14 protein-coding genes and 4 tRNA genes are annotated in these 17842 nt (G+C 50.3%); 14 read left to right on the forward strand and 4 right to left on the reverse strand.

Features of this window, described 5'->3' with window-relative positions; all coding sequences use genetic code 11:
• Positions 1 to 53: 53 nt before the first annotated feature.
• Together AJE_RS14320 and purF are read left to right on the forward strand one after the other, a co-directional pair.
• Positions 54 to 542, forward strand: coding sequence for a CvpA family protein (locus tag AJE_RS14320; protein WP_008951442.1), 489 nt, complete (start codon positions 54 to 56; stop codon positions 540 to 542).
• 17 nt (positions 543 to 559) lie between these two features.
• A complete protein-coding gene (gene purF, locus AJE_RS14325; RefSeq protein WP_008951443.1) occupies positions 560 to 2071 on the forward strand; it encodes an amidophosphoribosyltransferase in 1512 nt (503 codons plus the stop codon).
• A gap of 129 nt (positions 2072 to 2200) precedes the next feature.
• On the opposite strand, the gene AJE_RS14330 is transcribed toward purF, so the two are convergent.
• A complete protein-coding gene (locus AJE_RS14330; RefSeq protein WP_008951444.1) occupies positions 2201 to 2800 on the reverse strand; it encodes a Yip1 family protein in 600 nt (199 codons plus the stop codon).
• A 204-nt stretch (positions 2801 to 3004) separates the two neighbouring features.
• On the opposite strand from AJE_RS14330, the gene miaE reads away from it, so the two are divergent.
• Positions 3005 to 3790, forward strand: a complete 786-nt coding sequence (gene miaE / locus AJE_RS14335) for a tRNA isopentenyl-2-thiomethyl-A-37 hydroxylase MiaE (RefSeq protein WP_008951445.1) — start codon at positions 3005 to 3007, stop codon at positions 3788 to 3790.
• Positions 3791 to 3796: 6 nt separating this feature from the next.
• On the opposite strand, the gene AJE_RS14340 is transcribed toward miaE, so the two are convergent.
• Positions 3797 to 4543 (reverse strand): UDP-2,3-diacylglucosamine diphosphatase, encoded by a 747-nt coding sequence (locus AJE_RS14340; RefSeq protein ID WP_008951446.1) that lies wholly within the window; start codon positions 4541 to 4543, stop codon positions 3797 to 3799.
• A gap of 15 nt (positions 4544 to 4558) precedes the next feature.
• The gene (locus tag AJE_RS14345) at positions 4559 to 5056 is read right to left on the reverse strand and encodes a peptidylprolyl isomerase (RefSeq protein ID WP_008951447.1); all 498 of its coding nucleotides are present in this window, start codon (positions 5054 to 5056) and stop codon (positions 4559 to 4561) included.
• A 135-nt stretch (positions 5057 to 5191) separates the two neighbouring features.
• On the opposite strand from AJE_RS14345, the gene cysS reads away from it, so the two are divergent.
• Positions 5192 to 6571 (forward strand): cysteine--tRNA ligase, encoded by a 1380-nt coding sequence (gene cysS / locus AJE_RS14350; protein WP_008951448.1) that lies wholly within the window; start codon positions 5192 to 5194, stop codon positions 6569 to 6571.
• A 71-nt stretch (positions 6572 to 6642) separates the two neighbouring features.
• On the opposite strand, the gene folD is transcribed toward cysS, so the two are convergent.
• Entirely contained in the window at positions 6643 to 7503 is an 861-nt protein-coding gene (gene folD, locus AJE_RS14355) for a bifunctional methylenetetrahydrofolate dehydrogenase/methenyltetrahydrofolate cyclohydrolase FolD (protein ID WP_008951449.1), read from the reverse strand.
• Between the two features lie 198 nt (positions 7504 to 7701).
• Here folD and AJE_RS14360 point away from each other — a divergent pair.
• The 10 genes from AJE_RS14360 to lon all read left to right on the forward strand — a co-directional run bounded on the left by AJE_RS14360 (position 7702) and on the right by lon (position 17807).
• Positions 7702 to 7778: transfer RNA gene (locus tag AJE_RS14360), tRNA-Pro, on the forward strand.
• A gap of 193 nt (positions 7779 to 7971) precedes the next feature.
• Positions 7972 to 8048: transfer RNA gene (locus AJE_RS14365), tRNA-Arg, on the forward strand.
• Between the two features lie 25 nt (positions 8049 to 8073).
• Positions 8074 to 8149 (forward strand) — tRNA-His (locus tag AJE_RS14370).
• A gap of 13 nt (positions 8150 to 8162) precedes the next feature.
• A tRNA-Pro gene (locus AJE_RS14375) sits at positions 8163 to 8239 on the forward strand.
• A gap of 1055 nt (positions 8240 to 9294) precedes the next feature.
• A complete protein-coding gene (proB, locus tag AJE_RS14385) occupies positions 9295 to 10416 on the forward strand; it encodes a glutamate 5-kinase (protein WP_008607508.1) in 1122 nt (373 codons plus the stop codon).
• The gene (locus AJE_RS14390) at positions 10413 to 11666 is read left to right on the forward strand and encodes a glutamate-5-semialdehyde dehydrogenase (RefSeq protein WP_008607509.1); all 1254 of its coding nucleotides are present in this window, start codon (positions 10413 to 10415) and stop codon (positions 11664 to 11666) included. The genes proB and AJE_RS14390 overlap by 4 nt, the downstream gene beginning before the upstream one ends.
• A 255-nt stretch (positions 11667 to 11921) precedes the next feature.
• A complete protein-coding gene (gene tig, locus AJE_RS14395; protein ID WP_008607511.1) occupies positions 11922 to 13232 on the forward strand; it encodes a trigger factor in 1311 nt (436 codons plus the stop codon).
• A gap of 133 nt (positions 13233 to 13365) precedes the next feature.
• A complete protein-coding gene (gene clpP, locus AJE_RS14400) occupies positions 13366 to 13971 on the forward strand; it encodes an ATP-dependent Clp endopeptidase proteolytic subunit ClpP (RefSeq protein WP_008607512.1) in 606 nt (201 codons plus the stop codon).
• A 50-nt stretch (positions 13972 to 14021) separates the two neighbouring features.
• Positions 14022 to 15302 carry an ATP-dependent protease ATP-binding subunit ClpX gene (clpX, locus tag AJE_RS14405; protein WP_008951451.1) on the forward strand — a complete coding sequence of 427 codons (1281 nt, stop codon included), beginning with the start codon at positions 14022 to 14024 and terminating at the stop codon, positions 15300 to 15302.
• A gap of 108 nt (positions 15303 to 15410) precedes the next feature.
• Entirely contained in the window at positions 15411 to 17807 is a 2397-nt protein-coding gene (lon, locus tag AJE_RS14410) for an endopeptidase La (RefSeq protein ID WP_008951452.1), read from the forward strand.
• Positions 17808 to 17842: the final 35 nt, after the last annotated feature.

Genomic DNA, 17842 nt, shown 5'->3' on the forward strand with positions numbered 1-17842 from the left:
CACGGCGCAATTTGGTAGAATGCGCGCCGTCAATAAGCATCCTTTGGTAGCAAATGAGTTGGATTGATTTCAGCATTCTGGCGATCATTGCCTTATCCGCCGTGATAAGTCTGGTCCGGGGCTTCGTAAAAGAGGCTATCTCGTTGACCGTCTGGATCGCCGCCTTCTTTATTGCCAGCTCTTACTATCCGCATCTTGCCAGCTTTTTCACTAACCTTACCGACGACACCATCAGAAACGCCGTAGCGATCGCCATTTTGTTTATCAGCGCACTGATTGTTGGTGCTTTAATTAACTATCTGATTAGCAAGCTGGTGCAATCGACGGGACTGTCCGGCACCGATCGACTGCTCGGGCTGATTTTTGGTGCCCTACGTGGCGTGCTGGTAGTCAGTGCGGTGTTATTTTTTGCTGATGCCTTCACTCCGGCTGCCAGCAGTGACTGGTGGCGACAATCGGTATTGATCCCCGAATTTGGTTTTATCATTGAATGGTTTTTCGAGTATTTGCAAAGCCATTCCAGTTTTATGCAAAAGCCCTAGCCGGCGAGGAAATTTCAATGTGTGGTATTGTTGGTATCGTAGGTAAGTATCCGGTCAATCAGGCCTTATATGATGGTCTGACAGTGTTACAGCACCGTGGGCAGGATGCAGCCGGTATTGTTACGGTGGATAATAATACCTTGCGCTTACGCAAGGCGAATGGCCTGGTTAAAGATGTTTTTGAAACCCGGCATATGCAGCGCCTGGCCGGTAAAATTGGTATTGGCCATGTCCGCTACCCTACCGCGGGCTCTTCCAGCACTGCAGAGGCACAGCCGTTTTACGTCAATAGCCCCTTCGGTATCGCTCTGGCGCACAATGGTAACCTGACCAATGCGCATGAACTGAAAGACGAAATTTTCCGACTGGCGCGCCGCCACGTAAACACTACCTCTGACTCCGAGGTATTATTGAATGTGCTGGCGCATGAACTGGCAGTGCAAAGCAGTATGCAGCTGGAGCCAGAGCAAATTTTTAAAGCCATTGCCAATGTGCACCGTAAGGTACGCGGTGGCTATGCGGCAGTCGCTCTGGTGATCGGTCATGGCCTCATTGCCTTCCGCGACCCGAACGGCATCCGGCCACTGGTAATGGGTAAGCGGGAAACACCGGCGGGTACTGAATATATGGTGGCGTCCGAGAGTGTGGCGCTGGATGCGGATGGTTTCTCCGTGCTGCGTGATATTTCGCCGGGTGAAGCGGTGTATATTACCGAGCAGGGCGAGCTGCACAGCCAGCAATGTTCAGAAAACCCAAGCTATACCCCCTGTATCTTTGAATATGTGTATTTTGCGCGGCCAGACTCGACGATGGACAATATCTCGGTGTATGCCTCCCGCGTGGCGATGGGGAAATATCTGGGTGAGAAAATCAAACGCGAGTGGTCGCATCTGGATATCGATGTGGTGATCCCGATCCCTGAAACCAGTAATGACGCGGCGCTGGAAATTGCCAGTGTCCTCGGTTTACCGTATCGTCAGGGCTTTGTGAAAAACCGCTATATCGGCCGTACCTTTATTATGCCGGGACAAACGCAGCGCAAGAAATCGGTAAAGCGCAAGCTGAATGCGATCTGGCAGGAGTTTAAAGGTAAGAATGTGTTATTGGTTGACGATTCGATCGTCCGCGGTACTACCTCTGGCCAAATCATCGAAATGGCGCGGGAAGCTGGGGCCAAAAAAGTATACTTTGCCTCTGCCGCGCCGGAAATTCGTTTTCCGAACGTCTATGGTATTGATATGCCATCGGCTAATGAGTTGATTGCGCATGGCCATGACGTCGAAAGCATCTGTCAGATCATTGGTGCCGATGGTCTGATTTTCCAATCGCTGCCGGATCTGATTGCCGCGGTGCGTAGCGAAAACCCGGATATCAAACGTTTTGAAACCTCAGTGTTTGACGGCCATTACGTCACCAACGATATCGATCAGGATTACCTGAACCGGCTGGATCAGATGCGTAGTGACGATGCTAAAGCAGCTTCAGTCATGTCAATGGCTTCACATCTGGAAACCTATAACGAGGGTTAAGCTAAGTAATGGTTTTGATGCTCAGCACTGCAATCAGCAGTCTGCGCTGAAAAAAATAAAAAACGGCTGCCATTGGCAGCCGTTTTAGTTAATACCTTGTCTTAGCTTATTGCGTTATTCTCATTAATATCAGTGTGTAAAGGCCGGGCCATAACCCGAGCTCCACAAGATGGCGGTAGACGCCAGTACTACAACCAGTAATACCAGACCGCACGTTACCACCGAGCTGGCATAAATAAAACCACGTTCTTCCGGGATATGCATCAGGATCGGTACCCCGACATAGAGCAAATACACCGAATAGGCTAAACCAGCCAGACCAACCATCATCACAAACCACAGCTCAGGATATAGCGCGGCTAAACCCACCATAAACAGTGGCGTTGAGGTATAGGATGCCAGCTCCAGCGTTTGGGTATAAGTGGGTTCAGCACCGAAGGTGTGGGCCATCCAATGTGCTAACAATCCCAGTGCAAAGACACCGGCGATCAGGGCGATATACATTGCCACTGCCATCAAGCGTGCGCTTTCGGCGGTTAAAAAGATTCTTTCACCCACACCGATGCTCCAGCCCAAATGTACCGCCGAATAGTAGGCACAAATAGAGGGTATCAGCGCTACCAGCAAGATATGGATCATGCTATAGCGGAAACTTTCGTGTCTGGCATCAATAGTATGCCACTCTTCTTTCGGGTGGGCATACAAGCCCCATAAATGGTTTAGTATCATAATTATTATCCTTATTACTGCAAAACTGCACCCTTGTCCGGGCAATAACGCAGTTGCCCGTAGTTAAGTTATGACTGATGGTCAGAACTTCGTCAAGCCTGGCGTTGAATTTTTAAACACCAGCGAAGCAGGCTATCGGAAGCTGCTGGCGGCGCTGTAACCGATTCGGTATACTTTGCCGCTGATTTTTAGAGCGGTTATCTGATGCAAAGTTGCGAATATCAACAGCTGTTGGCACCGATCCAGCAGTTTCTTGGCTGTGTTACCCCTGATGCCTGGTTAGTACAAGCGGCGAGGCCCGAGTCTTTGCCGGTATTGCTGACAGATCATCTGATCTGTGAGTTAAAGGCGGCGCAATCTGCGATGTTTTTAATTCGTCGCTATGCAGTAGATGAGCAAAGCGCTGAAGCCTTATTGCAATGGCTAAAGCCATACGAAGATTTTACCTACCGCCAGCTTGGCGACTGGCAGCAACTGGCCGAACATAAGCTGAAAAAGTCGATGCTACCCAAAGCCAGCTCGGCCTATGGGCAGGATCTAATTGATAAAATGGTGCTGTTAATTAAAGAAGAGCTGCACCATTTTTATCAGGTACTGGAGATCATGCAGCAGTTCGGCGTACCCTACGACAAGATCACCTCCAGCCGTTACGCCAAAGGTTTGCTCAGGCACGTCAGTACTTTTGAGCCAAATGCGCTGGTCGACAAACTGATTTGTGGTGCCTTTATCGAAGCGCGTTCCTGTGAGCGTTTCGCCCGCTTAGCGCCTTTATTGCCTGCTGCAATTGGTGATTTTTATATTTCGCTGCTGCGCTCGGAAGCGCGCCATTATCAGGATTACCTGAGCTTGGCACAGCAGATTGCCGGTAGCGATATCAGTGCGCGGGTGGCGTTTTTTGCCGGGGTTGAAGCCGAGCTGATTTTAAGCCCGGATACGGATTTTAAGTTTCATAGCGGGGTACCGGCCGCAAGCCTGCAAGCGATCGCCTGAGACTAATCAGGAGGTAGCGGGCAACGGATCAAATTCCAGTTGCCACTGTTCGGCAGTGACTTTCAGATAGCTGCTTTGCGTATACCAGTCCCCCAGCACGTAGCGCTCAGCTGCCTGACCATTGACTTGCAGCTGATGTACTGCCGGTCTGTGGGTATGGCCATGGATCAGTTTCTGCACGCCAAATTGCGCCATCACTTTTGGCACTTCTTCTGGTGTCACGTCCATAATGCTGGCGGCATCTTGTCGCATATATTGCGCTTTCGCTTTCGCACTTTTCTCGCGGGCTTTACGGGCAATCCGCTGTCGTATGCTAAGTGGTAACGACAACATCAGTGTCTGCCACCAGGGCTGATTCCACCAGCGGCGGAATTTCTGATAGGCTAAATCCAGGGTGCAGAGGCTATCGCCATGCATAATCAACGTAGGGGTACCGTAGAGATCAATCACCTGCTGCTGCGGCAATAAGGTGATGCCGGCTTTATTGGCGTAGCGCGCTTTTAACAGAAAATCACGGTTGCCGTGAATAAAGAATACCGGCAGCTGCTTACTGACCGCCTGCAGTGCGGCAGCAACCTCTGCCAGTAACGGCTCCGGATTATCATCACCAATCCAGACTTCAAATAAATCACCGAGAATATAGAGCGCATCGGCTTGCTGCGTTTCAGCAGCGAGGAATTGCAAAAAGGCCTGAGTAATATCAGGCCTGTCTGCTGCCAGATGAAGATCGGCAATAAAAAGCGTATACGCCATCTGCGCCAATACCGCTTAGGCGCTATGCAGCTCAGCGCGCTCGATTACGACCGGCTCTACTGGTACATCGGCATGGCCGGCGAAACGACCAGTACGCACTTTACGGATTTTATCAATCACGTCCATGCCTTCGATCACTTCACCAAATACACAGTAACCCCAGCCTTGCATGCTCTCTGAGCTGAAATCCAGGAAGTTGTTATCGGCGACGTTGATAAAAAACTGGCAGGTGGCTGAGTGCGGATCGCTGGTACGAGCCATCGCAATGGTGCCTTTTTTATTCGAAACCTTGTTATTGGCTTCGTTTTTAATGGGTTTCTTGGTGTCTTTTTGATCCATATCCGGGGTAAAACCGCCGCCTTGGATCATAAAGCCGTCAATTACCCGGTGAAAAATGGTACCGTCGAAAAAGCCATCTTTTACATAGCTTAAAAAATTCTCAACAGTAACGGGGGCCTTGTCGGCGAACAATTGCAGTTTAATTACGCCAAAATTGGTATGTAAGCTAACCATAGTATAGGGTCCTGTCAGGTTAAAGTGCGTCTATTCTAGCGCAGCCGCCGTGATAAACAAAGCAAGGATAGCGGGCCTTGTCCGGCAATGTTACACTAGCTCCCTTTTTATCGGGCCAGCAATTACGAGGAAAGCATGCTGCAGATTTACAACACCTTAAGCCGTCAAAAAGAAGTCTTTACCCCTATTACGCCGGGCAAAGTGGGCTTATATGTCTGCGGTATTACCATCTACGATTACTGTCATGTTGGCCATGCCCGTACCTATGTCGCTTTCGATGTGATTAACCGTTATTTACGGTTTTGTGGCTATGATGTGACCTATGTACGTAATATCACTGATGTTGACGATAAAATCATTAAACGCGCGGCGGAAAATGGTGAAAGCTGTGATGCGTTAACAGCCCGTTTTACTCAGGCTATGCATGCTGACTTTAATGCGCTGGGCTTGCTGCCGGCAGATATTGAACCGACGGTAACTGGCCATATGCAGGAGATTATCCTGATGGTGCAGCAGCTGCTGGATAAGGGCTATGCCTATATCGCTAAAGACGGTGATGTGCTGTTTGATGTCAGCAAGTATCAAGCTTATGGCGCACTGAGCCAGCAAAACCTGGAGATGCTGCAAGCCGGTGCCCGGGTAGAAGTCTCGGATAGCAAAGACGATCCACTGGACTTTGTGCTGTGGAAAACGGCCAAGCCGGGTGAGCCGTACTGGCAATCACCGTGGGGCAATGGCCGACCGGGCTGGCATATCGAGTGTTCGGCCATGAGTGCCAAACATTTAGGCGCGCATTTTGATATTCATGGCGGCGGTTCAGACTTACAGTTCCCGCATCACGAAAATGAAATTGCCCAGTCGACCTGTGCCCATGGCCATAAATACGTTAATACCTGGATCCATACCGGTATGGTACAGGTTGATAAAGAGAAGATGTCCAAATCGCTGGGTAATTTCTTTACCGTCAAAGAGGTGCTGGCGCAGTACAATGCGGAAGCCGTACGTTACTTCTTATTATCCAGCCAGTACCGTAGTCAGCTGAATTACTCAAAAGAGAATCTAGAGCAGGCACATGCGGCGCTGGGACGGTTATATAATGCGCTGCGGGATATTACGCCGGCAACTCAGGTCGATTTAAATAATGACTATGTCACACGCTTTAAAGCGGCGATGGATGATGATTTTAATACGCCGGAAGCCTTACCGGTGTTATTTGAACTGGCGCGCGAAGTAAACCGTTTTAAAACCACTGAGCCGGCCAAAGCCGCTGAGTTAGCTGCGGTGTTACAAACTCTGGCCGGCGTGCTGGGGATTTTACAGGGTGATGCCGAAGCCTTCTTAAAATCCGGCGCTTCGGATGATGAAGTAGGGCAAATCGAAGCCTTAATAGCGAAACGTAACGCCGCCCGTGCGGCGAAAGATTGGGCGGCAGCCGATGCAGCCCGCGCCGAGCTGACAGCGCTGGGGATAGTGCTGGAAGATAAAAACGGTGTCACCAGTTGGCGTAAAGCGTAAAGCCTGTCGCCACAGCCAATAAAAAACCGCTTTACTGCGGTTTTTTTATTGGCTTGATAAATTAATGCAGCTTAGCTGGCGTCGTGATAGAGCTCACAGGCTTCCAGAGTATTTTCAATCAGGCTGGCAACGGTCATTGGGCCGACACCACCCGGTACCGGCGTGATATAGCGGGCATGCTTAACCGCATTGGCATAGTCGACATCGCCGACCAGTTTACCGCTATCCAGACGGTTGATACCGACGTCGACCACTAAAGCACCAGGTTTAACCCAGTCACCCGGAATAAACTCCGGCCGGCCGACCGCCACCACCAGTAAATCGGCGCGCCGCACCTGCTGCTCCAGATTTTTAGTAAATTTATGGCATACGGTAGTGGTACAGCCTGCCAGTAACAGCTCCAGCGCCATCGGCCGGCCCACGATATTAGAGGCACCAACCACCACCGCATCCATACCTTTGATATTGACCCCGGTGCTGTGCAGCAGGGTCATAATGCCTTTCGGCGTGCAGGGACGCAGTGCCGGCATCCGCTGTGCCAGGCGGCCGATATTATAGGGATGAAAACCATCAACATCTTTTCTGGGGTCAATCCGCTCTAAAATGGCTGACGCATCTAAACCGGCGGGCAGGGGCAGCTGAACCAAGATACCATCGACGCTTTGGTCGTGATTTAACTGATCAATTAAATCGAATAATTGCTGTTGGCTGGTATCTGCCGGCAAATCATAGGACACCGAGTGAAAACCCACTTCCTCGCAGGCTTTACGCTTGCTGCCGACGTATACCTGCGACGCCGGATCCAGACCGACTAACACCACTGCCAGACCTGGCGCACGCTTACCGGCGGCAACCCGTGCCCGAACCTGTGCTGCGACCTTATCTTTTGTTGCCTGGGCAACGGCTTTACCATCAATAATTTGTGCTGTCATGCCTGCTGAATTCCCGCCAGTTTTGAAAGCAGTATTTTCGCACAGCAGCCAGTTTTCTGCCATCCTTGATCGGCAACCGCCGCTTTTTCTCGCTTTAGGTTCAAATAATCGCCAATCGGCTGAAATTAGCAAAAAATAGTTTGACGCTACAGGTCGCGGGCGTTAATATTCCGCCCCGTTGCAGCAGTGCAGCATAGTCGGTGATTGGCGCAGCTTGGTAGCGCACTTGGTTTGGGTCCAAGGGGTCGCAGGTTCAAATCCTGCATCACCGACCAATTTAAAACGGTTAGGTAGCGCACTTGGTTTGGGTGCTCTCGATCCAACGGGTCGAAGTTTCAAATCCTGCATCACCGACCATTTTAAGATAGTAGTAAGCGCACTTGGTTTGGGTGCTCTCGATCTAACAGGTCGAAGGTTCAAATCCCACATAAGCAACTACTATCTCTATCCCAGATAGGCGTACATTATGCGCCCGTAGCTCAGTTGGATAGAGCAACGGCCTTCTAAGCCGTGGGTCATAGGTTCGAATCCTATCGGGCGCGCCATTTGGCGAAAAGTTTCTAAAATGTGGTGGTTGTAGCTCAGTTGGTAGAGCCCCGGATTGTGATTCCGGTTGTCGTGGGTTCGAGCCCCATCATCCACCCCATCCCCCTTTAAGTCGGTGATTGGCGCAGCTTGGTAGCGCACTTGGTTTGGGTCCAAGGGGTCGCAGGTTCAAATCCTGCATCACCGACCACTTTATTTTCCCACAGCATTACTGAATTTACTGTTGGCTCATAGCATTATTGAATCCTCGTATTCGTTTTATTGCCGTTTATAAAATTTAAATTCCGTATTTCCACAGTCCGGATCAAAGCTTCCGGCGGCAAGCACACCGTACAACTTTGACGGGACACGCTGTGGATACATCCCTGTACGCTTGCATTTTTCATCCCTGAAAAATACAGTCCCTTACAAAGTGCACGGAATGCTTGCCACCTCGTTCACTATAGCGCTACCAAGAGTTCTTTCAGGGAGTATTCATGACATTCACCGAGCTTCGGTCGGAAATCGCTAGTGCAGAAGCCTCTGCCGAACGAGGCGGTAAATGCATAGTACACTTTGACCGGGGACGTCTTTCGCATGGATGCGAAAGAGACAAATTCGTCGGGAACGAATTTGAACAGCGCTTGCGCTGGCCCGCAGGGTAAACTTCAGGATGAAGTTTATAATTCCCCATGGATGGGTTCACGGCGTGCCCCGGCAAAGTTGTACGGCGCGTTTAGCCGCCGGATGCACCGAGCTAGAACCTGCGTAACGATGAGCAGCAGCGTTGAGATTGGGGCAGCGCCCTTAGCAGGGTAGTAATTTTCTCCACCGGCTTCAAGGATCACATCCCTTTGCCCTTTCAGCCTCCGCAGCATCCCTGCTGCTGTTACGAAAATTCTACCGCAGCTAAGGGCTTAACTAATATCGTTGAGTCATGACGACTCTCAGAAATCGAACGAGGTAGTAAGCATTCCGTTGATCCACACCGCTATACCCAACATTTCGCAAATCAATACCAGACTAAGCTGCCCACCGATCCTAGGCGGCACTCAGCCCGCAACATAGCCACTAAATTTGTAATTTAATTACAGTTTTCCGCTATTCCTATCGTCTATTAAAACAGCAAAGATTTTGTGGTTTGATGCTAAATTTATGAATAATAATGCTTATGTTGAAACGTGAACGCGATGCAAATTGTAACCAAGGTGGTGCCGGGTTACAGTTTTTGCTAGAATAGCCAGCGGAACAACCAATGGAGGAGTTATGCTTAAGCCATCCTGGCGCAGGGTAGTACTGAAAGTCGGCAGTGCCCTGATTGCGCCGGACCAAGATGGATGCAGCGAAAGATATTTGCGTCCTATTGCCGAATTTATTCAACAATGTCGTCAACTTAACCGGGAAGTGATCCTGGTTTCTTCAGGTAGCGTCGCTGCCGGTCGCCATCATTTTCAGTTTCAACATCAGCGGGTGCCAATCGCACTGAAACGGGCTATGGCTGCTGTTGGTCAAACCGAAATGATGAATTTCTGGAGCCGCTGCTTCGATTTCCCCTGTGCCCAGGTATTACTGACCCATGGCGATCTCAGTGATCGGGTGCGGCATATTAATGTTAAAAATACCCTGAAGCGGCTGTTAGATCATGGTGTTTTACCGATCGTTAATGAAAACGATACTATCGCTACCGATGAGCTGAAAGTCGGTGATAACGATAACCTGGCTGCGATGGTCGCCAGTGTGGTTCAGGCTGATGCCTTAATTATTTGCTCAGATGTGAATGGTTTATATACCGCCGATCCAAACAAAGATCCCGCCGCCAAACTGATCCCGGAAGTAAGGCAAATTACCCCGGAGATCTATGCGTTGGCAGGTGGCGCCAGCTCGCGGGTCGGTACCGGCGGTATGCGCACCAAAATTGAAGCGGCAGAAAAGGCCACCGCTCAGGGGGTGGATACTCTGATTGTCGATGGTCATCAGGCAGCAACCTTTCAGTGTCTTTTAGCGGGTAACAATCCGGGCACTATTTTCTATGGTCAGAAAATACCCTTACCGGCTAAAAAACATTGGGTTAGACATACCCTGCGTGCCAAAGGCGAAATTTGGGTTGATGACGGCTGTGTTGATGCGTTGTGCCAGCATGGCGCTTCATTATTGAGCAGTGGTATAGTGCGGGTGACGGGCGATTTCGCGCCGGGCGATGCAGTGATTGTGCGTTGTTCAGTTAGCAAGCGCTCGATTGCCAAAGGGGTTAGCCGTTTTAGTGCCAGCCAGTTATTTTCGATCAAAGGCCAGCACAGTGAAAAAATTGCCTCTTGCCTGGGTTTTTGCCCCAATGGCAGTAATGCGGTGATCCACCGCAGTGAAATGATGTTACTGGAGAAATTATGATTAGCGATGTTGCGGCCAGTTTAGCCGCCGGTGCCGCTCAGGCCGCCAAAGCGGTTGCGACCTTGAGCACCGCTGAAAAAAATACGGTATTACAAGCTTTTGCCGACAAGATCCGCCTGGCTACGCCTACCATTCTGGCAGAAAACCGGGCTGAAGTTGCCGAAGCGGCGGCGAATGGCACCAGTGCAGCCATGCTGGACCGTCTGACCTTGACCGCAGAACGTATTGAAGCCATGGCGGCGGCCATTGAGCAAATTATTCAGTTGCCGGACCCGGTCGGGCAAAGCCGCTTTATCGAGCAGCGGCCAAATGGTATTCAGATTAGTAAGCGCCGTATTCCGCTGGGCGTAATTTGTATGATTTATGAAGCCCGGCCGAATGTCACGGCCGATGCCGGGGCCTTGTGCTTTAAAGCCGGTAATGCGGTGATCCTGCGTTGTGGCCGTGAGGCGATTAAAACCAGTCTGGCGATTGCCGGTGCGATGCGTCAGGCATTAACCGAGCATCAGTTGCCGCCCGAGGTGTTGACGATAGTGCCGGATCCAGATCGTAACCTGCTGTTAGCCTTGTTAAAGCAGGAAGAGTATATCGATTTAGTGATCCCGCGCGGTGGTGAGGGCCTGATCCGCTTTGTTACCGAGCAGAGCCGCATTCCGGTGATCCAACATTTTAAAGGTGTCTGTCATCTGTATGTTGATAAGGCCGCCGATCCGGCCATGGCGCTGAAACTGCTGTTAAACGGTAAAGTACAGCGTCCCGGCGTCTGTAATGCGCTTGAGGGGTTGTTAGTGCATCAGGCGATTGCGGCCGACTTCTTACCATTGGCTGCGCAGGCACTGGCCGAACATCAGGTTAAGGTGCATGCCTGTCAGCGCAGTTTGCCTTACTTTAATGGTGCTTCGCCGATTGCTGATGACGAATTTGGTCAGGAGTATCTGGCACCGGAGATTGCAGTACGGGTAGTGGATGATTTGACTGCGGCTCTGGCACATATTGATCGCTTTGGCAGTCAGCATACTGAAGTGATTTGCACCGCTGATCAGGCCGCAGCTGACCGCTTCCTCGCCAGTGTAGATACTGCTGTAGTCATGCATAATGCGTCGTCGCGTTTTTCTGATGGTGGTGAGCTGGGGCTGGGCGCAGAGATTGGCATCTCTACCAGTAAATTACATGCCTATGGCCCGATGGGACTGGAAGCCTTGACCACTGAAAAATTTGTGGTCCAGGGGGAGGGGCAGACGCGCGGCTAACGGATCGAAATAAATCTGACTTGTTGTCGCAAAAAATGCAGAAAAAACGGGCTTTTCGTTTAACGAAAGCCCGTTTTTTATTAGCTCTTACAAACACTTAAAGACTGTAAATTGAAGGGCTCGACTCGCGGCTTCTAGCCCGCTATAATGCCGCGTCCAATTATTAACAGGTCAGGTTCATCCTAAGTTTGTCGACACCCGGCCAAGACAAAACGGCGTATCCAAGGCGCCTGACATTGAATTTGAGGTAAAACGATGCAAGTTTCTGTTGAAACCACCCAGGGTTTAGAGCGCCGTGTAAATATTACTGTGCCGGCTGCAACATTAGATAACGAAGTAAAAAGCCGCCTGCGTGACGTCGCAAAACGTCAGCGTATCGATGGCTTCCGTCCTGGTAAAGCGCCTATTTCAATCATCCAAAAACGTTTTGGCCTAGCGGTACTGCAGGAAGTGGCGTCTGAGCAAATGCAGCGCGCTTTTTACGAAGCCATTATCGAACACAAATTAACCCCAGCTGGCGCGCCAACCTTTGCACCAGAAGCGCTGGAAAGCGGTAAAGATTTGGCTTTCACTGCCACCTTCGAAGTGTATCCGGAAGTGACTGTTGCTGCACTGGATAAAGTGGAAGTGACTAAGCCAGTGGTTGAGATCTCTGAAGACGATCTGAGCAAGATGCTGGAAACGCTGCGCAAGCAACACGCCAAGTGGGAAGCCTCTGACGCCGCTGCTGCTGCCGGTGATCGCGTAACGATTGATTTCGTTGGTTCTATCGACGGTGAAGAGTTTGAAGGCGGTAAGGCCTCTAACTTCGTACTGGAGTTAGGTCAGGGCCGGATGATTCCAGGCTTTGAAGATGACATCATCGGCAAAAAAGCCGGTGAAGCGGTAACTGTTAACGTGACTTTCCCAGAAGAGTACCACGCTGAAAACTTGAAAGGTAAAGCTGCCAGCTTCGCCGTAACGGTAAACAAAGTTGAGCAACAAGTACTGCCTGAACTGAACGACGAGTTCGCAGCGCTGTTTGGTTTAACTGAAGCCACTGTTGACGCACTGAAAGCTGAAGTGCGTAAAAACATGGAACGCGAGCTGAAGCAAACCATCAAAGGTAAAGTGAAAGAGCAAGTTATCAAAGGCTTACTGGCAACTAACGAAGTTGAAGTACCAAAAGCCCTGATCGCCAGCGAAGTTGACGTACTGCGTCAGCAAGCGATGCAGCGTTTTGGTCAGAATGTAAATCCAAAGCAATTACCAGAGCTGCCCGCTTCTCTGTTCGAAGAGCAGGCGAAAGATCGCGTTAAAGTCGGTCTGTTATTGGGCGAAATCATCAAGACTAACAGCCTGAAAGTTGACGAAGCTAAGGTACAAGAGCTGATCGATAACGTCGCTTCTGCCTACGAAGATCCGGCTGAAGTTGTGGCTTACTACAAAGGCAACAAAGAGCTGATGCAAAGCATGCGTAACGTGGCTTTAGAAGAGCAGGCGATCGAAGTGGTGCTGGCAGCTGCTAAAGTAACTGAACAAGCTGCTGCTTTCGATGAGATTATGAACCCGAAGGCCGCTAACTAAGATTGACTTCTTAGGCTGGCACGGTTTTAATGGCTCGGACACCTGTTCGGGCCATTTTATTTTGTGGCACCGCTATTTTCGACACCTTACAGCTTTAGAGAAGGGATCCCAGATTATGCCAATGTCTCGTGACATGAATGAGATTGTCAACGCCTTAGTACCCATCGTCATTGAACAAACCGCCAAGGGTGAACGCTCTTTTGATATTTACTCGCGTCTGTTAAAAGAGCGGGTAATATTCCTGACTGGTCAGGTTGAAGACCATATGGCGAATCTGATTGTCGCCCAATTATTGTTCCTTGAATCTGAAAATCCGGAAAAAGACATCTATATTTATATCAATTCACCGGGCGGTTCGGTCACGGCGGGTTTATCGATTTATGATACGATGCGTTATATCAAGCCGGATATCGCTACTGTGTGTGTTGGTCAGGCAGCAAGTATGGGCGCTTTCCTGTTATCCGGTGGTACCAAGGGTAAACGTTACTGTTTACCTAATGCCCGGGTGATGATTCACCAGCCGTTAGGGGGTTTCCAGGGCCAGGCAACGGATTTTGAGATCCATGCCCGGGAGATTTTAAGTATCAAAGAGAAGCTAAACCGCTTAATGGCGGAACACTCAGGCAAGAGCTATGAGCAAGTGTGCAAGGATACCGAGCGCGATAACTTCTTAAGCGCGCAGCAAGCCTTGGACTATGGCCTGATCGATGCCATATTAACGCAGCGGGATGCGAAATAATTTAAAGCAGGCCGGGTTTTGGCCCGGCTGGTTGAACAAGAGGTAGTTACATGTCTGATCACCGCACTGACGGCGATAAGAGCGGCAAATTACTGTACTGCTCTTTTTGTGGCAAATCACAGCATGAAGTGCGTAAGTTGATCGCAGGGCCACAAGTTTATATTTGTGATGAATGCGTTGACCTATGCAACGATATCATTCGGGAAGAGATTAAAGATATCTCGCCGAAGCGTGATACCGAAAAGTTGCCGACGCCGCGCGAGATCCGCAAACATCTGGACGATTATGTGATCGGTCAGGAGCATGCGAAGAAAGTTCTGGCGGTAGCGGTCTATAACCACTACAAACGCCTGCGTAGCATCCAGCAAAAGCAGGATGTGGAACTGGGTAAGAGTAATATTCTATTGATCGGTCCTACCGGTAGCGGTAAAACGCTGCTGGCTGAAACCCTGGCGCGTTTACTGGATGTGCCTTTTACCATGGCCGACGCCACCACATTAACCGAAGCTGGTTATGTTGGTGAAGACGTGGAAAATATCATTCAGAAACTGCTGCAAAAATGCGATTACGACGTCGAAAAAGCGCAGCGCGGTATTGTCTATATCGATGAAATCGACAAGATCTCCCGCAAGTCTGATAACCCGTCGATTACCCGTGATGTGTCCGGTGAGGGGGTACAGCAGGCGCTGTTAAAGCTGATTGAAGGCACCATTGCGTCGGTACCACCGCAGGGCGGTCGTAAGCACCCACAGCAGGAGTTTTTGCAGGTTGATACCTCAAAGATCCTGTTTATCTGTGGTGGCGCCTTCGCTGGTCTGGACAAAGTTATTGAACAGCGGATGGCGAAAGGCTCAGGTATTGGTTTTGGCGCTGAAGTGAAAAGCAAAGAAAGTAGCCGCAGCCTGACCGAAAGCTTCCGCGATGTAGAACCGGAAGACTTAGTGAAATACGGCCTGATCCCGGAATTTATTGGCCGTCTGCCGGTAGTTGCTACATTGACCGAGCTGGACCTGGATGCGCTGATGCAGATCCTGAGTCAGCCAAAGAATGCGCTGATCAAGCAGTTTGCTGCCTTGTTCGCGATGGAAGAGGTCGATCTGGAGTTTCGCGATGATGCCTTAAAAGCCATCGCCCAAAAAGCCATGGACCGTAAGACCGGTGCCCGGGGTCTACGCTCTATCGTCGAAGGCGTGTTGCTGGATACCATGTACGAATTACCGTCGATGCAGGATGTCAGCAAGGTTGTTATCGACGAGACAGTGATCCGCGGTGAGAGTCAGCCCATACTTATCTACGAGAGCAGTGAGCCGGCGGTAGCCGAATCGCATTAAAAAAGGGAGCTGCAAAGCTCCTTTTTTATCTGATGAATTGAAGTTTCCGGAAAAAGCCCCATATACTGGCTTATATCGCCTGCAGTTATTAATTTCGAGAGCTATTTCATGACCACAGAACACCAAGAAACCTTGCATATGCCGGTATTGGCATTGCGGGATGTCGTTGTTTACCCGCATATGGTGATCCCACTTTTTGTTGGCCGGGCGAAGTCTATCAAGTGTTTAGATGCGGCGATGGACAATGATAAGCAGATCTTTTTAGTGGCACAAAAAGACGCCACTCTGGATGATCCTACCGAAAAAGATTTGTATCAGATCGGTACCGTTGCCACTATTCTGCAACTGTTAAAACTACCGGATGGCACCGTTAAGGTGTTAGTTGAAGGCGGTAAGCGCGCAAAACTGAGTAAATTTACTGAGACCAAAGACAGCTTTGCGGCCTTTGTCGAGCTGGTGCCAACTCAGGACATCGATAGCCGTGAGCAGGAAGTATTCCTGCGTTCGGCAATTAACCAGTTTGAAGGCTATATCAAGCTAAATAAAAAGATCCCGCCTGAGGTACTCACTGCGCTAAGTGGTATCGATGATGCGGCCCGTCTGGCTGATACTATGGCGGCGCATATGCCGCTGAAAGTCGAAGATAAGCAAAAGGTACTGGAGCTGACGGACGTGACCGAACGCCTGGAGTATCTGATGGCGATGATGGAGAGCGAGATCGATATTCTGCAGGTCGAGCGCCGCATCCGCAGCCGGGTGAAAAAGCAGATGGAGAAAAGCCAGCGCGAGTACTATCTGAACGAACAAATGAAAGCAATCCAGCGCGAGCTCGGTGAGCTGGAAGATGCGCCGGATGAGTTTGAAACCCTGTCGAAAAAAATTGCTGAGGCGAAAATGCCGGCTGAAGCAGAAGCCAAGGCTAAGGCCGAGCTGCAAAAGCTGAAAATGATGTCACCGATGTCGGCAGAGGCTACAGTGGTGCGCAGCTATATTGACTGGTTAACTCAGGTGCCGTGGCAGACACGCTCTAAGGTAAAGAAAAACCTGGCCGCCGCTGAGCAAATCCTGAATGCTGATCACTATGGCCTGGAAAAGGTCAAAGAGCGCATTATGGAATATCTGGCAGTGCAGCAGCGGGTGAACAAGTTAAAAGGGCCGATTCTATGTTTAGTTGGTCCGCCGGGTGTCGGTAAAACCTCGCTTGGGCAATCTGTTGCCAAGGCAACCGGCCGCAAATATGTGCGGATGGCCTTAGGCGGCGTGCGGGATGAAGCAGAAATCCGTGGTCATCGCCGTACTTATATCGGCTCGATGCCGGGTAAGATCATCCAGAAGATGGCAAAGGTCGGGGTGCGTAACCCACTGTTCCTGCTGGATGAAATTGACAAGATGGCATCGGATTTCCGCGGTGATCCGGCAGCGGCGCTGTTAGAGGTCCTGGATCCGGAGCAGAATGGCGCCTTTAGCGATCATTACCTTGAAGTTGACTACGATCTGTCTGATGTGATGTTTTTCGCCACATCCAATAGCCTGAATATTCCGCCGGCCCTGCTGGATCGGATGGAAGTGATCCGGCTGTCTGGTTATACCGAGGATGAAAAACTGAATATTGCCAAACAGCACTTGGTACCAAAACAGGTTAGTCGCAATGGCTTGAAGCCATCCGAAGTGTTGATTGAGGATAGCGCCATTATCGGCATTATCCGTTACTACACCCGTGAAGCCGGGGTGCGCAGCTTAGAGCGGGAAATCTCGAAACTGTGTCGTAAGGCGGTAAAGCAGATCCTGCTGAATAAAGGCTTAAAGCAGGTGGTGATTAACGACGCTAACCTGGAAGAGTTCTTAGGTGTACATCGCTTTGACTATGGGAAAGCGGAAGACAGTAATCGCATTGGTCAGGTTACCGGCCTGGCCTGGACTGAAGTTGGCGGCGACTTACTGACCATTGAAGCGGCGGCAGTAGTGGGTAAAGGTAAGCTGACTTATACCGGCTCGCTCGGTGATGTGATGAAAGAATCCATTCAGGCGGCGATGACAGTGGTGCGTAGCCGTGCTGAGGGGCTGCGGATAAACGAAGATTTTTACGAGAAACGCGATATTCATGTGCATGTGCCGGAAGGGGCAACGCCAAAAGATGGCCCCAGTGCCGGTATTGCGATGGTCACCGCACTGGTCTCCAGTTTAACCGGTAATCCGGTACGGGCTGATGTCGCTATGACCGGTGAAATTACGCTGCGCGGTGAAGTGTTACCTATTGGTGGCTTAAAAGAAAAGTTACTGGCCGCACATCGCGGTGGTATAAAACGGGTATTAATACCTTTTGATAATGTCCGCGACCTGAAAGAAATTCCGGAAAACGTGAAAAGTGCGCTGGAAATCACGCCGGTAAAATGGATTGAAGAGGTGCTGGAAGCCGCATTGCAAGAGCCATTGGCACGGGTAACGGTGCCAAATACGGCAAAAAATGCAGCAAAAAGCAAAAAAACCGAAAAAAATCCGGTTTAGGGGCTTTTCATTCCCGTTGGCTGTGCTAAGTTATG

The organism is Alishewanella jeotgali KCTC 22429, from assembly GCF_000245735.1.
Classification (GTDB): Bacteria; Pseudomonadota; Gammaproteobacteria; order Enterobacterales; family Alteromonadaceae; genus Alishewanella; species Alishewanella jeotgali.

Bases quoted from the DNA above. Each gene is read 5' to 3' on its own strand.
- AJE_RS14320 (WP_008951442.1), top strand. From the start codon at position 54: ATGAGTTGGATTGATTTCAGCATTCTGGCGATCATTGCCTTATCCGCC.
- purF (WP_008951443.1), top strand. From the start codon at position 560: ATGTGTGGTATTGTTGGTATCGTAGGTAAGTATCCGGTCAATCAGGCC.
- AJE_RS14330 (WP_008951444.1), bottom strand. From the start codon at position 2,800: ATGATACTAAACCATTTATGGGGCTTGTATGCCCACCCGAAAGAAGAG.
- miaE (WP_008951445.1), top strand. From the start codon at position 3,005: ATGCAAAGTTGCGAATATCAACAGCTGTTGGCACCGATCCAGCAGTTT.
- AJE_RS14340 (WP_008951446.1), bottom strand. From the start codon at position 4,543: ATGGCGTATACGCTTTTTATTGCCGATCTTCATCTGGCAGCAGACAGG.
- AJE_RS14345 (WP_008951447.1), bottom strand. From the start codon at position 5,056: ATGGTTAGCTTACATACCAATTTTGGCGTAATTAAACTGCAATTGTTC.
- cysS (WP_008951448.1), top strand. From the start codon at position 5,192: ATGCTGCAGATTTACAACACCTTAAGCCGTCAAAAAGAAGTCTTTACC.
- folD (WP_008951449.1), bottom strand. From the start codon at position 7,503: ATGACAGCACAAATTATTGATGGTAAAGCCGTTGCCCAGGCAACAAAA.
- proB (WP_008607508.1), top strand. From the start codon at position 9,295: ATGCTTAAGCCATCCTGGCGCAGGGTAGTACTGAAAGTCGGCAGTGCC.
- AJE_RS14390 (WP_008607509.1), top strand. From the start codon at position 10,413: ATGATTAGCGATGTTGCGGCCAGTTTAGCCGCCGGTGCCGCTCAGGCC.
- tig (WP_008607511.1), top strand. From the start codon at position 11,922: ATGCAAGTTTCTGTTGAAACCACCCAGGGTTTAGAGCGCCGTGTAAAT.
- clpP (WP_008607512.1), top strand. From the start codon at position 13,366: ATGAATGAGATTGTCAACGCCTTAGTACCCATCGTCATTGAACAAACC.
- clpX (WP_008951451.1), top strand. From the start codon at position 14,022: ATGTCTGATCACCGCACTGACGGCGATAAGAGCGGCAAATTACTGTAC.
- lon (WP_008951452.1), top strand. From the start codon at position 15,411: ATGACCACAGAACACCAAGAAACCTTGCATATGCCGGTATTGGCATTG.